Origin of the sequence: Streptomyces sp. NPDC088252 (assembly GCF_044740965.1) — a bacterium.
In the GTDB taxonomy this organism is placed as follows: domain Bacteria; phylum Actinomycetota; class Actinomycetes; order Streptomycetales; family Streptomycetaceae; genus Streptomyces.
In genome coordinates, this window is sequence record NZ_JBIURS010000013.1 from 102,323 (window position 1) to 117,232 (window position 14,910).

Here is a 14,910-nt window from a genome sequence, read left to right on the forward strand (position 1 = left end):
CTGGCGAACCCCCCCCCGCGGGGGGGCCCGCCCGCGCGGTGGGCGCGCCCGCGCCGGCGCCCCGGGGGGGGGGGGGGGTGGCCCCCCGGGGGGGGCCCCCCCCCCGCCCCCTTCCCACGTGCAGCGGCCATGTGCGGGAACAGCAGGTACGACGGAGGCGTCAGCGCATCTTCCCGCCGCGCGGCATTCGCGTGCCCTTCGGCATCGGGCCCTTGGGCAGCGGCATGTTGCTCATCAGGTCGCCCATCGCGCGCAGCCGGTCGTTGGCGACCGTCACCTGCGGGCCGGTCAGTACGCGCGGCAGCTTCAGCATCTTGGTGCGCACCTTCTTGAGCGGCACCTGGCCCTCGTCGTTGCCGACGATGATGTCGTGCACCGGTACGTCGACCAGGATGCGCGCCATCTTCTTCTTCTCGGCCGCGAGCAGCAGCTTCACCCGGTTCGGGTTGCCCTCGCCGACCAGCACGATGCCCGCCTTGCCCACGGAGCGGTGGACGACGTCCTGGCTGCGGTTCATCGCGACCGCGGGTGTCGTGGTCCAGCCGCGGCCGACCCGGTCCAGCACCGCCGCCGCCGCGCCCGGCTGTCCTTCCATCTGCCCGAAGGCCGCGCGCTCGGCACGCCGTCCGAAGACGATCGCCATCGCGAGGAGGGCCAGCACGAAGCCCAGGATGCCCAGGTAGACCGGGTGGTCGATCAGGAAGCCGACCGCGAGAAGGACACCGAAGGTGACGATTCCCACACCCGCGACGACAAGACCGATCTTGGAGTCGGTCCGCCGGGTCATCTTGTAGGTCAGGGCGATCTGCTTGAGCCGCCCCGCGTTCTCGGCGCTGTCCGCGCCTTCAGTGTTTGCCTTCCTCGCCATGCACCGAAGTTTACGTGGCTCAAGAACGGTGGTCGGCCGCGGCCTCCAGTACGTACTCGGTCTCGACGCGGTCCTTGGCCCGGCGCCGGTCCTCCAGGACGGCGGTCCAGGCATTACGGCGAGCGGTGCGCTGGCCGCTGCTCAGCAGCAGCGACTCGACGGCACGGAGAGCATCGGTGACGGAAGGGATGGCGGTGGCGCGTACCGGCACGGCCTGCATCGTGGAAATCTCCTCGGAGCGGATGTGCGGACTGAGTGGCGTGGACTCAGCTGCCCGGGTCGAGCTACCCGGGACTGCGTTGCGCGAAGTGGGTGGCGTGCGTCGGATGCGGGAAGAGGCGGTGGCAGTGGCCTGTGGAACCACTGCACCTGAACATCCAGCGTCACTGCCCGGTGTTACCAGCGCATGACCGGTCGGTCAAACACCAATGAAACCTTGATCCGGGCTCGGCGCACGTCGACGCGGCCCATACGCGCCCCCGACCTGCGGGGAGCGTACGGGCCGCGGCGAATCAGCTGTTACTGAGCGGTAGCCTCTTGTGCCCGGATTCACACGGCGGGCGCCGCCGCGACGGCGCCGCGACGCTCGATCGCCTGCTGGAAAAGACGGCCCGCGCGGTAGGAGGAACGGACCAGCGGCCCGGACATCACGCCGGAGTAGCCGATCTCGTCGGCCTCCTCCTTCAGCTCCACGAACTCCTGCGGCTTCACCCAGCGCTCGACCGGGTGGTGACGCACGGACGGCCGCAGATACTGCGTGATCGTGATCAGCTCGCAACCCGCGTCGTACAGGTCCTGGAGCGCCTCACTGACCTCCTCACGGGTCTCGCCCATGCCGAGGATCAGGTTGGACTTGGTCACCAGGCCGGCCTCGCGGGCCCGCGTGATGACCTCCAGGGAACGCTCGTAACGGAAGCCGGGGCGGATCCGCTTGAAGATCCGCGGCACCGTCTCGACGTTGTGCGCGAGCACCTCGGGGCGGGCGGAGAAGACCTCGGCGAGCTGTTCGGGAACCGCGTTGAAGTCGGGGATCAGCAGCTCGACCTTGGTGCGTCCGGCCTCTCGCTCCGCGGTCAGCGCGTGGATCTGGCGCACCGTCTCCGCGTAGAGCCAGGCGCCGCCGTCCTCCAGGTCGTCGCGTGCGACGCCGGTGATGGTGGCGTAGTTCAGGTCCATCGTGACCACGGACTCGCCGACCCTGCGGGGCTCGTCCCGGTCCAGCGCCTGCGGCTTGCCCGTGTCGATCTGGCAGAAGTCGCAACGCCGGGTGCACTGGTCGCCGCCGATGAGGAACGTGGCCTCGCGGTCCTCCCAGCACTCGAAGATGTTGGGGCAGCCGGCCTCCTGGCACACCGTGTGCAGACCCTCGCTCTTCACGAGCTTCTGCAGCTGGTTGTACTCGGGGCCCATCTTCGCCCGGGTTTTGATCCACTCGGGCTTGCGCTCGATGGGGGTCTGGCTGTTCCGGACCTCAAGGCGCAGCATCTTGCGCCCGTCGGGTGCGACAGCGGACACTCCGGCACTCCCCTTTGCTTTCACTGCATTGGATTCTTCGGCGAACACCAGGGTACGCCCGTGGTTCAAACGGCCTTACGTCCGGCCAACCCGTGGCCGGCAGGGCCTATTCCCGCATGGTCCGAACGAGGCGTCCTGGGGCTGTCACGCCGTGGCCGCGGCATCCGTCGGGCGTTCGATGGTGCGCGGGGCGAGTTGCGCGTTCTCCAGGACGTCCTTGAGGTGCTTCTCGACGACCGGGAGCACCTCCTCGATTCCGATGTCACGGCCCAGCTCGTACGCGAGCGACGTGACGCCGGCGTCCCGGATCCCGCACGGCACGATGCGGTCGAACCAGGTGTTGTCCGGGTTCACGTTGAACGAGAAGCCGTGCATGGTCACGCCCTTCGCGACCCGGATGCCGATCGCGGCCAGCTTGCGGTCCTCGCGCCGCTGGCCGGCGTTGGACGGGGCGTACTCGGGGCCGTTCAGCCGCGCGTCGAACTCCTCGTCGTGCAGCCGCGGATCGAAGTCGAGGGAGAGGCCACCGATCGCCGGACGCTCCTCGACCGGGTCGCCGAGCACCCAGACCCCGCTGCGGCCCTCGACCCGGGAGGTCTCCAGACCGAATTCGGCGGCGGTACGGATCAGGGCGTCCTCCAGCCGGCGGACGTGCGCGACGACATCGACCGGTCGGGGCAGCTTCTGGATCGGGTAGCCGACCAACTGCCCGGGACCGTGCCAGGTGATCTTGCCGCCGCGGTCCACATCGATGACCGGGGTGCCGTCCAGCGGGCGCTCACTGTCGGTCGTGCGCCGCCCCGCCGTGTAGACGGGCGGGTGTTCCAGCAGCAGACAGGTGTCGGGGACGGCGTCCTCGAATCTGGCCGCGTGCACCTCGCGCTGCTTCTGCCAGGCCTCCTGGTAGTCGACGGCTTCCACGCCGAATCCCAGCCGGACGAACCGAAGCTCGCTCACGACAGCTGCCTCCCTACTCGCGGTGACTGGAGCCGGGGTGCCCGGAGCCACGCCACCCTGCACTCAATCGGCCCCGAGCCACTGTACGACCGGTCACCGAACGGCGGCCCGGCAGGTCGATCCCGTCAGTGCCACCACCCAATCCTCACACGATCGGATGAAAGTGAAGCGATCGTGGCTGTGACCGCCGCAGAGGCCGCTAAATTCACGCCGTTCCATTAGGGCCGCCCGCCCGGCCCCGAAGGCAGGAGACCGTACAGCTGATGTCGGAACGACCTCCGCAGCGCACCCCGAACCGCCGACTCGCCTCGCTCATCACCGAGGCCGGTTTCTCCCATGCCGGTCTCGCCCGAAGAGTGGACCAACTCGGCCTGGAACACGGTCTCGACCTGCGGTACGACAAGACCTCCGTGACCCGTTGGCTGCGCGGTCAGCAGCCGCGCGGGACCACGCCCGCGCTGATCGCCGAGGTCTTCACCCGGCGCCTCGGACGCCGCCTCTCCGCGCAGGACCTGGGCCTCGACGCGTGCGCTCCCGTCTACGCGGGGCTGGAGTTCGCGGCCACGCCCGCCGAGGCGGTCGACATCGTCAGCGGTCTGTGGCGCAAGGACTCGGGCAGCCATGCGGAGCTGCGCAAGATCGCCTTCACTCCGGCCGGACTCGTCGTCCCCAGCAGGGACTGGCTGATCGGCCGGGCCGATGAGTGGGTGGGAAGGGGGAGCGCGTCCTCGCCGCCGGTGCCGGACGGGGCGGACGGCGCCCGTGCGGCCGGTGGGCCGGGCAGGTCCATCGGGGCCTCCGGGATCGCGGGGACTGCTGAGGTGGGCGTTCCGAGGCGGGCCGGCGGCCCCGGCGGGACGCGCGGGGCGCCGGGGTTGCACGGGGCGTACGGTTCGCACTGGCCCGGCGGCGGGCACGGCGGGACGGGGACCGCGGCGGCCGGCGCCGGTGGCCGCAACGCCGCGGCCCGTGGGCCCGTGCCGTCCCGGCCCTCCGGACCGTCCGCCCCACCCGGATCCCCCGCCCCCTCGGCAGGCCCCCTCTCCCCGGGAGCCGGGCTGCCGGGCGCCCCCGGAGTCCCCCGGCAGCGGCAGTCCGACCGGGGGCCCGGCCAGCGGGTCAGCGGCGGTGACGTCGCCGCGCTGCGTTCGGTCGGCGAGCTCTTCCGCACCCTCGACAACGCCTACGGCGGCGGCCACGCCCGGCAGGCCCTCGTCCGGTACCTGGAGCACGAGACGGAACCGATGCTGCGCGGGACGTACGGGGAGGCCACCGGGCGCCGGCTCTTCTCCGCCGCCGCCGATCTGACCCGGCTGGCGGGCTGGACCTCGTACGACATCGCGGCCCACGGCCTGGCCCAGCGCTACTTCGTCCAGGCCCTGCGGCTCGCCCAGGCCGCCGGTGACCGCGCGTACGGCAGCTACGTCCTGGTCACCATGAGCCGGCAGGCGGTCTATCTCGGGCACGGCAGGGAGGCCGTGCAGCTGGCGCGCGTCGCTCAGCAGGGCATCGGTTCGTCGGCGCCGCCCGTCGTCCAGGCGCTGCTGCACGCCGTCGAGGCGCGCGGACACGGGGTGCTCGGCGAGGCCAGGCCCTGCACCGCCTCGCTGGCGCGGGCGGAACGCGCGCTGGAGAGCGCCCGCGCCGGGGACGAGATGCCGCACTGGGCACGGTATTTCGACGAGGCCCAGCTCGCCGACGAGTTCGGACACTGCCACCGGGACCTGCAGCAGTACCGGGCCGCGGCGCAGCACGCGGAGCGCTCCCTTGAGCTCCGCGCCCCGGCGTACGCCCGCAGTCGGCTGTTCTGCCGGGTGGTGCTGGCCTGCGCGCGGCTCGGGCTCGGCGAGCTCGACCAGGCGTGTGAGCTCGGCGCCGAGGCCGCGCAGCAGGCGGCGGAGATGCGGTCGGTACGGGCGACGGAGTACGTACGGGACTTCGAGCGCCGCCTTGAGCCGTTCAGGGACGCGGCAGCGGTGCGGGGGTACCGCGAGCGGGTCGCCGCGCTGGGATGAGCCCGGGGCGGCGACCGGACGGGCCCTGCGCCCCGGGGCCGGGCCCTACGCCGCTTCGGGCAGCACCGCCCCGCTTCCGTGTCCCGGCCGTACGCCCAGGTCGGTGAGGATCGCGTCGGCCGCGCGGCGCCCGGAGAACAGGGCGCCCTGGACCGAGCTCGTGTCGCGGTGGTCGCCGCACACGTACAGCCCGGCGAGCAGCCGGACCGGGCGGCGCAGATCGTGCGGGGCCGGCATCGCGGGGACGGCCTCGGGATCGTGGTGGGCGGCCAGCAGTTCCCAGTCGTCCGTAGGAGTGCCGTACAGGGCGGCGAGATGGGAGCGGACCGTGCGGTCCAGGTCGGACGGCGGGGTGCCGAGCACCGTCGAGCTGATCAGGGTCCGGCCGCGCGGGGCGCGCGAGGGGTCGACCGCACTCATCACCGCGGTGTGTGCGACCGGGCCGGAACGGTCGGCGTCCAGCAGCAGCGAGGCGCCGGTCGGCGGGGGAGCGGGAGCGGTGTGGTGAAGGACCGTCACGGGGTGGAAGGACGGCATCCGCAGACCGGGCAGCAGCTCGGTGGCGGCACCCGCGCCGGTCGCCAACAGCAGTGAGCGGCAGCCCAGTTCACCGTGTTCCTTCGTGCGGACCGAGGTGATGTCGGCGGCGGTGACATGCACACCCGTCCGCACGGTGCCGGGCGGCAGGGCGGCGGCGAGCAGCTCGGGCAGCTCGCCCGAGCCGCCCTCGGGCACGCACAGCCTGCCGCGTGCGTAGCCGCGCAGGGCGAGATCGGCGCACCGGCTGGACGTGGTGAGGTCCGGATCGCCGAGAAGCGCGGAGAGCAGTGGGCGCAGAAAGCCGTTGACGGTACGGGAGGTCAGACCGCGATGCGACAGCGCGGCGAGCGCGGTCTGTTCCGGCCGGGCCAGGATGCGGGTGGCCGGCGTGGCGGCGAGCCGGGTCAGGGCGGCGCCCAGCCTGGCCTGGTCGATCGGCCCGCCCATCGGCGGACGGGGGGCGCTTGCGCGGGCGCGCGCCGCCTTGAATGCGCCCCGCGCGCCCCGTACATCGCCCGTCCGGTACTGACGGCCCTCGCTGTGGACGAGCACGCCCGGTGCGAAGGTGCGCAGTGCGAGACCTTCGAGGGCGGGTATTCGGCGCAGTTCCGGGTACGAGGTGCTGAGCAGCGGGCCGATGTGGTCGAGCCGGAAGCCGTCCACGTCGGCCGTGGTCATCCGGCCGCCGACCCGGGGGCCGGCCTCCAGGACACTGACACTTACCCCTGCGCTGATCAGTTGGTGAGCGGCTGACAGGCCGGCGATCCCGGCCCCGATGATGACGACGTCCGCGTGATGTGCCGAGCTGAGCACGTGCCCCTCCCCGAGTCGGCGCAACTACTGGGAAGCTCTTGCCCCCAACAGGCCCCCGGAATGCCCGAGTTCGCAAGGAGGCTAGGAGGGCGTCCGGTGCGGGCGCAGTCGCGCGCGGCCGGGGCACCGTTGCACACGGGGTCGCATGTCCGTCCGATTCCGGGGTGGATGTGCGGGCTCCGACTCCGAGCGGTGCGGCCCCGTGGACGCCGGTGTCGTCCCGGTGCGCTCAGCGCAGCGCCGCGCGGATCGCCGCGTCGATTCCGGGGAAGGCGAACACGAAACCCGAGTCCAGCAGCTTGCCCGGCAGTACCCGCTGGCTTCCCAGCACGTCCTGGGCGAAGTCCCCGAGGGCGATCCGCAGGGCGGGTGCCGGGGCGGTCAGCAGCGTGGGGCGGTGCAGCACCCGCCCCATCGCGGCTGTCACCTCCGCGTTGGTGACGGGGTCGGGGCCGGTCAGATTCACCGGGCCCGACAGCGACTCCGTGTCCAGGATGTGCCGCAGCGCCGCGACCTCGTCGTGCAGCGCGATGAAACTCCAGTACTGACGCCCGTTGCCCAGCCGCCCGCCGAGCCCCGCGCGGAACAGCGGGAAGAGCCGGCCCCAGGCACCGCCCTCACGGCCCACGACCAGACCGGTGCGCGCGTGCGCGATCCGGACGCCCGCCTCGTGAGCGGCGGCCGTGGCCGCCTCCCACTCCACGCACACGGACGGCAGGAAGCCCTCGCCGGCCGGCGCGCTCTCGTCGACCGCGCGGTCCCCGGTGTCGCCGTAGTAGCCGATGGCCGACCCGGACAACAGCACCTTCGGCGGTACGTCCAGTGAGGCGACGGCCTCGGCGATCGCCGTCGTCCCGAGGACCCGGCTGTCCCGGATCTCCCGCTTGTACGCCGGTGTCCAGCGGTGGTCGCCGACCCCGGCGCCGGCGAGATGGACGACCGCGTCGCAGCCCACCAGGCCCGCCACGTCGACGTACCCGCGCCCGGGATCCCATTCCACCTCGTCGCCGGCCCGCGCGGGACGCCGCACCAGGCGTACGACCTCGTGTCCGTCGGCCCGCAGCGAGCGCACCAGCGCCGCTCCGATGAGTCCGGATGCTCCGGTGACAGCGATACGGGAGTGCAGCATGGGTCCATCCTGCCGCAGCGGAACCCCGCGCGCCCCGCTCGCCGGGCCGACGGCCTGCCGCGTCGGCGGCCGGCGCCGAGCCCGAAACAGGGCTGACCGGGTGAAGGGCGGCGTGGCACAGTGGCGCGCATGGTTGAGAACCACGCGCACCCGGTCCGCCTCGTCCGCCCCGCCGCTCCGTCCGACGAAGCCGCTCTCGGCGAGCTCGACCGTTCCACCTGGTCGACGCTGCACGCCGTGACACCGCGGCCCCAGCCGCCGTACGAACCGTTCTTCGACGACCGGCACAAGCCCGAGGACTACCTCGTGGCCGAGGCGGAGAACGAGGCGGGAGAGGTGTGCCTCGCCGGGTACACCAAGCTGGTCCCGCCGACCCCGCTGGCCTGCAACACGCACGTCCGGCAGATACAGGGCCTCGCCGTGGCCGACTGGGCGCGCGGGCGCGGTGTCGCCAGGGCCCTGCTGCGGGCGGCGTGCGCGGCGGCGCGCGGCGACGGGGCGAACCGGATGACGCTGCGGGTGCTCGGGCACAACGCACCCGCGCGGGCCCTGTACGAGTCGGAGGGGTTCGTCGTCGAGGGCGTGCTGCCCGGTGAGTTCTTCCTGAACGGGCGTTACGTCGACGACGTCATGATGGGCCGTTCGCTCGCCCCGTGACCCCGCGTCTCCCGCTCTGAGCCTGTCGGGCGACCTCCGACCGGGCGGCCACGCCCCGGCACGCACGCTTCCCGCGTTGTCGTCGGTCGCCGACGTTCCGCGTCGACTCCCTCCTCCGCCTCGGAATCGCACGCACCGGACCGCGCCCGCCATCCGGTCCGAGGTCGCCCGACAGGCTCTCAGCCCTTGAACAGCCGCATGCCGCCGATGAGTTCATGGAGGCAGCGCACCGCCAGATCGGCGGGTGAGCCGGGCCCGTCGGCCGGCGCCTCCGTCCGTGCCCAGGCCTCCAGTGCGACACGTACCGCGTCCGTGGCGGCCGCTGCGGCGAGCCGGACCTCCAGCGGGTCCGCTCCGTCGCCCGCCAGCCGGGCCAGCACCGGCAGCAGTCGTTCCTCCGAATCCTGATTGACCCGGTACCAGACGGCACGCAGCGCCGGGTCCTCCACCGCCGCCCGCAGCAGCCCGCGCGTCCAGCCGAGCTGCTCGGCGGCGTGTGCGTCGGGCACCCGGAGTGCCTCGGTGACCGCCTGCTCCAGGACCTCGGCGAGCGCCTCCCCCGGCTCGGCCGCCTCCAGCAGCGCCCGCCAGCGCTCGGCACCGCCGGAGAGCAGCGGGCCCACCGCGTCCTGCTTGGAGCGGAAGTACCGGTAGAAGGTGCGCAGCGCGACGCCCGCCCGGTGCGCGATGTCCTCCGCCGTGGTGCCGTCGGGGCCGCGCTCGGCGAACAGGGCGGCGGCGGCGCGCGCGATGTCCAGCTGGGTCGCGGCCTTGCGGCGTTCGGTGAGGGACGGCTGACTCGGCTTGGGGCTCATTCCCAGGAGATTACCTCGACAGGGAAGAGACATGCGTGAAATGCCGTCGTGGCAAAATGTGCCACATGGGCGTACGGTGGACATCGATCGAGATGCTGTCGAGACAGTCCCCGGGACAGCAGTCACCGGGATCGGGAGAGATACAGACATGAACCGCTATGAAGGTCGCCGCGCACTCATCACCGGTGGTGGCTCCGGCATCGGACAGGCCACCGTCCACCGCGTCCTCGCCGAGGGCGGCCGCGTCGTCGCGGCCGACGTCAACGAGGCCGGGCTGAAGGCCACCCATGAGACGGCCGTGGCGAACGGTGTGGCCGACCGCCTCACCACCCTCGTCCTCGACATCTCGGACGAGGCGGCGGTCCAAGCGGGTGTCGCCTCCGCCGTGGCCACCCTCGGGGGCCTGGACGTACTGGTCAACGCGGCCGGAATCCTGCGCTCCGAGCACACGCACAAGACGTCGCTGGAGTTCTTCAACAAGATCCTCGCGGTCAACCTCACGGGTACGTTCCTGATGATCCGTGAGGCGATACCGGCCCTGCTCGCGGGCGACCAGCCGGTCGTGGTGAACTTCTCCTCCACCTCGGCGAGCTTCGCGCACCCCTACATGGCGGCGTACGCGGCGAGCAAGGGCGGCATCCAGTCGATGACGCACGCGCTGGCGAGCGAGTACAGCAAGCAGGGGCTGCGAGTCGTCGCCGTCGCGCCCGGCTCGATCTCCTCCGACATGACCAGCGGCAACGGCCCGGGACTGCCCGCCGATGCCGACATGTCGCTCTTCGTGAAGCTGGCGCCGGCCCTCGGGGAGGGCTTCGCCAGTCCGGACACCGTCGCGGGCGTCGTCGCGATGCTCGGATCGCAGGACGGGGCGTTCATCACGGGTACGGAGATCCGGATCGACGGCGGAACCCACTTCTGACCGGGCGGCAGGGCCCCCCGGGCACGGTCAGCCGGCCCCGAACCGCGCCCAGAGCGCGGGAAAGCGTTCCGCCAGGACCGCCTCGTCCTCCAGGTCGAAGGGCGTGCCCTCCGGCTCGGCGGTCTGGGGTGGCAGACCGAGGTCCGGGGTGACCACGCCGGTGAGCTGTTCGTACGCCTCGTCGGCGGCGTAGCCGAGATCCTCGGCGTCCCCGTCGATCTCCTCGTCGAAGTCGTCGAGGAGATCGGCGAGGCCGTCCGGGTCGTGCACGGCGCCCTCGAAGACCTCCCGGCCCTGTCCGATCAGCCAGCAGCGGAAGAAGTCGAAGGCGTCGTCGCTCGCGCCGCCGAGCAGCACGGCGGCGGCCCCCCACAGCTCCCAGCGGTAGGCGCGGTGGTAACGGGCCTCGAAGTGCCTGGCGAAATCCAGCACGGCTTCGGGGTCGAGCCGGATCAGCCGTTCGACGAGCAGGTCGGCCTGGTCCTCGGGGTCGCCCTCGGCGGCCTCGCGGGTGCTGTCGACGATCTCCCAGAACTCCGTCTCGTCCATCACGGGTCAAGCATCGGTCCTGGCGACGGACGATGCACGCGGACGCGGCGGGAAGAAGCCCTCAGCGATAGAGGTCGCGCAGGCGTTCGGCGGCCTCGCGGAGACGGTCCCGCAGAGCGGCCGGTTCGACGACTTCCAACTCGGGCCCCAGACCCAGCAGTTGGCTGTACGCGATATCGAGGGACTCGACCGGCAGGACGGCCGTGAGCCACCCCCGCGCGTCGGGTGGACCGGCCGCGTCCAGCGCTTCGCGGACCGCCGAACGGTCCAGGGCGTACGGCAGTCGGCGTACACCCTCCTGCGACACCCGTACCGTCACCTCGGTACGCAGGAGAGAGCGGGCGAACTGGGCGGCCCGCTCGTCCCAGAAGCCCCGCAGATCGAACTGCTCGTCACGGGCGAACCGCTCGTCGGACACCGCGACGGCCGAGAACCGGTCGATCCGGTACACCCGGAAGTCGTCGGCCACGCGGGCGCAGAGGTACCAGACCCCGGCCTTCAGCACGAGCCCGTACGGGGCCAGCTCACGCTCCACCTCGTGGTCCCGGCCGCTGCGGCGGTAGCGGGCGTGGACGATCCGGTCGTCCCGGACCGCCTCCGCGACGGCGGGCAGCAGTTCGGGGGTGACCGGCTCCTGGTACCAGCCGGGAGCGTCCAGGTGGAAGCGCCGGGCGGCACTGTCCGAGGCGCCGCGCAGGGAAGGGAGCAGCGCCGCCGACACCTTGAGCCGGGCGGCGGACGCGGCGTCCTCCAGGCCCATCTCGCGCAGCGCGGACGGCAGTCCGGACAGGAAGAGCGCCTCGGCCTCGTCGCGGGCGAGTCCGGTCAGCCGTGTGCGGTACCCCCCGACGAGCCGATAGCCCCCGGCCCGGCCCCGGTCCGCGTACACCGGTACACCCGCTTCGGAGAGTGCCTGCGCGTCCCGGGTGACGGTCCGCTCGGACACCTCCAGTTCCTGCGCGAGCTCGGCGGCGGTCATGGCGGGGCGGGACTGCAGGAGCAGCACCATTTTGATGAGACGGGCAGCACGCATGGGGCCATTGTGGCCGTGGTGAGCGGGGTCGTGAGCCGCGTGCCCGTCACAGGGTGGCCTCGGTCGTCGGCCGGGCGCGAGAACGTCCCCGACCGCCGGACGGGCTCGGCCTTCAAGCCCGTCCGGCGGTCGGGGACGGAGCGGCGGGCGGGCGTCCCCGGCCGCCTTCGCGCGTCAGAGCCCGTAGCGCTCGCGGGCCTCCTTGACCGCGGACGCGGTCACCTCGCCGCGGCGGGCCAGCTGGGCCAGGGCCGCGACCGTGATCGACTGGGCGTCGACGCCGAAGTGGCGGCGGGCCGCGTCGCGGGTGTCGGAGAGACCGAAGCCGTCCGTGCCGAGCGAGGACCAGTCCTGCTCCACCCACTGGCTGATCTGGTCCGGGACCTGTCGCATCCAGTCGCTGACCGCGAGGACCGGTCCCGGTGCACCCTCCAGTGCCCGGGTCACGTACGGCACCCGCTGCTCACCGCGGAGCAGCGCCTCGTCGCACTCCAGCGCCTCGCGGCGCAGCTCGCCCCACGAGGTGGCGGACCAGACGTCGGCCGTGACACCCCAGTCCGCGGCCAGCAGCTCCTGCGCCTCCAGGGCCCAGTGGATCGCCGTACCGGAGGCCAGCAGCTGGACGCGCGGCGCCTCCGCCGTCGCGGGCGTGCCCTCCTTGAAGCGGTAGAGGCCCTTGACGATGCCCTCTTCGACGCCTTCCGGCATCGCGGGCTGCGGCTTCGGCTCGTTGTAGACCGTCAGGTAGTAGAAGACGTCCTCGGCCTCGGGGCCGTACATCCGGCGCAGACCGTCCTTGACGATCACCGCGATCTCGTACGCGAACGCCGGGTCGTAGTTGAGCGCGGCCGGGTTCGTCGAGGCGATCAGGTGGGAGTGACCGTCCGCGTGCTGCAGGCCCTCGCCCGTCAGCGTCGTACGGCCCGCGGTGGCGCCGACCACGAAGCCGCGGCCGAGCTGGTCGCCGAGCTGCCAGAACTGGTCGCCCGTGCGCTGCCAGCCGAACATCGAGTAGAAGATGTAGAAGGGGATCATCGGCTCGCCGTGCGTCGCGTACGACGTGGACGCGGCGATGAAGTCGGCCATCGCGCCGGCCTCGGTGATGCCCTCGTTGAGGACCTGGCCGTCCTTGGCTTCCTTGTAGTACATCAGCTGGTCGCGGTCGACCGGGTCGTACGTCTGTCCCAGCGGCGAGTAGATGCCGGCCGACGGGAACAGCGCCTCCATGCCGAAGGTGCGCGCCTCGTCGGGGACGATCGGAACCCAGCGCCTGCCGGTCTCCTTGTCCCGCATCAGGTCCTTGGCCAGGCGTACGAACGCCATCGTGGTGGCCAGCTCCTGCTTGCCGGAGCCCTTCTTCAACGCGGCGAACGCACGCTCGTCGGGCTCGGGCAGCGCCACCGCGTGGACCCGGCGGGCCGGGGCGGGACCGCCGAGGGCGGCACGGCGCTCCTGGAGGTAGCGGACCTCGGGGGAGTCGGGGCCCGGGTGACCGTACGGCACCAGGCCCTCGTCGAGCTTCGAGTCCGGGATCGGCAGCTCCAGCAGGTCCCGCATGGCGCGGAACTCCTTGCCGGAGAGCTTCTTCATCTGGTGGTTGGCGTTGCGCGACTCGAAGCCGGGGCCGAGCGTGTAGCCCTTCACCGTCTGGGCGAGGATCACGGTCGGCGCGCCCTTGTGCTCGACGGCCGCCTTGTACGCCGCGTACACCTTGCGGGCCTCGTGGCCGCCGCGCGAGGTGTGGAAGCACTCGGCGATCTTCGCGTCGGTGAGCAGCTTCGCCAGCTCGGCGAGCGCGGGCTCGGCGCCGAAGAAGTGCTCGCGGATGTACGCGACGTCGCGGGTGGCGTACGTCTGGAACTGCGCGTCCGGGACCTCCCGGAGCCGGCGGACCAGCGCACCGGTGGTGTCCAGCTGGAACAGCTCGTCCCAGGCGTTGCCCCAGAGCGTCTTGACGACGTTCCAGCCGGCACCGCGGAACGCGCCCTCCAGCTCCTGGACCACGCGGAAGTTGGCGCGGACCGGGCCGTCGAGCCGCTGCAGGTTGCAGTTGATGACGAAGGTCAGGTTGTCGAGCCGCTCACGCGCCGCGAGGGCGAGGGCCGCCGTCGACTCGGGCTCGTCCATCTCACCGTCGCCGAGGAAGGCCCAGACGTGCGAGTTCGACGTGTCCTTGATGTTGCGGTTGGCCAGGTAGCGGTTGAAGCGCGCCTGGTAGATCGCCGAGAGCGGGCCGAGGCCCATCGACACGGTGGGGAACTCCCACAGCCAGGGCAGCCGCCGCGGGTGCGGGTAGGACGGCAGACCGTCGCCGCCCGCCTCCTGGCGGAAGTTGTCGAGCTGCTGCTCGCTGAGCCGGCCGTCGAGGAAGGCGCGGGCGTAGATGCCGGGGGAGGCGTGGCCCTGGATGTAGAGCTGATCGCCGGAGCCGTCCCCCTCCTTGCCGCGGAAGAAGTGGTTGAAGCCGGTCTCGTACAGCCAGGCCGCCGAGGCGAAGGTGGCGATGTGGCCGCCGACGCCGAGCCGGGAGCCGCGGGTGACCATCGCGGCCGCGTTCCAGCGGTTCCAGGCGGTGATCCGGGACTCCATCTCCAGGTCGCCGTCGAACGCGGGCTCGGCGGCGGTCGGGATGGAGTTGACGTAATCGGTCTCCAGCAGCTTGGGCAGCGCGAGACCGGCGCCCTCGGCGTGCTGCAGCGAGCGACGCATCAGGTACGCGGCGCGGTGCGGGCCCGCGGCCTTGGTGACGGCATCCAGGGAGGCCGCCCATTCGGCGGTCTCCTCGGGGTCGCGGTCCGGGAGCTGGTCGAGCTCGCTCGGAAGCTTTCCTACGGGGTCGGTCATGATCGCCGCCTTCCGGAGTGGAGGGGGGTGGAGAAAGGCCCTGACTGGCAGGACAGGGCGATGGGGCCGGTGGGCCCGCGGACTGAACTGTAAGCCGTCGATCGATGATCGATCAAAGGATGAGCGGCAAAACTTCTCGATATGAAGAAAAGTGGCATTCGGTGCCGCGGGACGGGGCACGGAGTGACGGGATTTTGCTGGCAAAAGGGGTGCTCACCTGCGCGGGCGAGCACCCCGCGCGACAGATGCGCCGACT

The 14,910-nt window shown here is 72.1% G+C and carries 13 protein-coding genes; 3 read left to right on the forward strand and 10 right to left on the reverse strand.

Going from position 1 to position 14,910, the window contains the following annotated elements:
* Positions 1-160 precede the first annotated feature (160 nt).
* The 4 genes from ACIOHC_RS25775 to lipB form a co-directional block, all read right to left on the reverse strand.
* Positions 161-868 carry a DUF4191 domain-containing protein gene (locus ACIOHC_RS25775; RefSeq protein ID WP_351083236.1) on the reverse strand — a complete coding sequence of 236 codons (708 nt, stop codon included), beginning with the start codon at positions 866-868 and terminating at the stop codon, positions 161-163.
* A gap of 19 nt (positions 869-887) precedes the next feature.
* Positions 888-1,088 (reverse strand): hypothetical protein, encoded by a 201-nt coding sequence (locus tag ACIOHC_RS25780; protein WP_114244165.1) that lies wholly within the window; start codon positions 1,086-1,088, stop codon positions 888-890.
* Positions 1,089-1,417: 329 nt separating this feature from the next.
* On the reverse strand, positions 1,418-2,383 hold the full coding sequence (gene lipA / locus ACIOHC_RS25785) for a lipoyl synthase (RefSeq protein WP_351083238.1): 966 nt from the start codon (positions 2,381-2,383) through the stop codon (positions 1,418-1,420).
* Positions 2,384-2,527: 144 nt separating this feature from the next.
* The gene (lipB, locus tag ACIOHC_RS25790; protein ID WP_351083240.1) at positions 2,528-3,340 is read right to left on the reverse strand and encodes a lipoyl(octanoyl) transferase LipB; all 813 of its coding nucleotides are present in this window, start codon (positions 3,338-3,340) and stop codon (positions 2,528-2,530) included.
* 263 nt (positions 3,341-3,603) lie between these two features.
* Between lipB and ACIOHC_RS25795 the strand changes: the two genes are divergently transcribed.
* On the forward strand, positions 3,604-5,355 hold the full coding sequence (locus tag ACIOHC_RS25795; RefSeq protein WP_351083242.1) for a regulator: 1,752 nt from the start codon (positions 3,604-3,606) through the stop codon (positions 5,353-5,355).
* A 45-nt stretch (positions 5,356-5,400) separates the two neighbouring features.
* Here the strand turns inward: ACIOHC_RS25795 and ACIOHC_RS25800 are convergent, their stop codons facing one another.
* Both ACIOHC_RS25800 and ACIOHC_RS25805 read right to left on the reverse strand, forming a co-directional pair.
* Positions 5,401-6,708 carry an NAD(P)/FAD-dependent oxidoreductase gene (locus ACIOHC_RS25800; protein ID WP_351083244.1) on the reverse strand — a complete coding sequence of 436 codons (1,308 nt, stop codon included), beginning with the start codon at positions 6,706-6,708 and terminating at the stop codon, positions 5,401-5,403.
* Positions 6,709-6,937: 229 nt separating this feature from the next.
* The gene (locus ACIOHC_RS25805) at positions 6,938-7,837 is read right to left on the reverse strand and encodes a TIGR01777 family oxidoreductase (protein WP_351083246.1); all 900 of its coding nucleotides are present in this window, start codon (positions 7,835-7,837) and stop codon (positions 6,938-6,940) included.
* A 129-nt stretch (positions 7,838-7,966) separates the two neighbouring features.
* Between ACIOHC_RS25805 and ACIOHC_RS25810 the strand changes: the two genes are divergently transcribed.
* The gene (locus ACIOHC_RS25810; RefSeq protein WP_351083248.1) at positions 7,967-8,494 is read left to right on the forward strand and encodes a GNAT family N-acetyltransferase; all 528 of its coding nucleotides are present in this window, start codon (positions 7,967-7,969) and stop codon (positions 8,492-8,494) included.
* Between the two features lie 179 nt (positions 8,495-8,673).
* On the opposite strand, the gene ACIOHC_RS25815 is transcribed toward ACIOHC_RS25810, so the two are convergent.
* Entirely contained in the window at positions 8,674-9,309 is a 636-nt protein-coding gene (locus tag ACIOHC_RS25815) for a TetR family transcriptional regulator (RefSeq protein ID WP_351083250.1), read from the reverse strand.
* A gap of 148 nt (positions 9,310-9,457) precedes the next feature.
* Between ACIOHC_RS25815 and ACIOHC_RS25820 the strand changes: the two genes are divergently transcribed.
* The gene (locus ACIOHC_RS25820) at positions 9,458-10,228 is read left to right on the forward strand and encodes an SDR family oxidoreductase (RefSeq protein ID WP_351083252.1); all 771 of its coding nucleotides are present in this window, start codon (positions 9,458-9,460) and stop codon (positions 10,226-10,228) included.
* Between the two features lie 27 nt (positions 10,229-10,255).
* Here ACIOHC_RS25820 and ACIOHC_RS25825 read toward each other — a convergent pair whose 3' ends face one another.
* From ACIOHC_RS25825 to aceE, 3 genes are all read right to left on the reverse strand, one after another.
* Entirely contained in the window at positions 10,256-10,777 is a 522-nt protein-coding gene (locus ACIOHC_RS25825) for a DUF4240 domain-containing protein (protein WP_351083300.1), read from the reverse strand.
* 61 nt (positions 10,778-10,838) lie between these two features.
* Entirely contained in the window at positions 10,839-11,810 is a 972-nt protein-coding gene (locus tag ACIOHC_RS25830; RefSeq protein ID WP_351083254.1) for a YafY family protein, read from the reverse strand.
* Between the two features lie 174 nt (positions 11,811-11,984).
* Entirely contained in the window at positions 11,985-14,654 is a 2,670-nt protein-coding gene (aceE, locus tag ACIOHC_RS25835) for a pyruvate dehydrogenase (acetyl-transferring), homodimeric type (protein WP_365694461.1), read from the reverse strand.
* Positions 14,655-14,910: the final 256 nt, after the last annotated feature.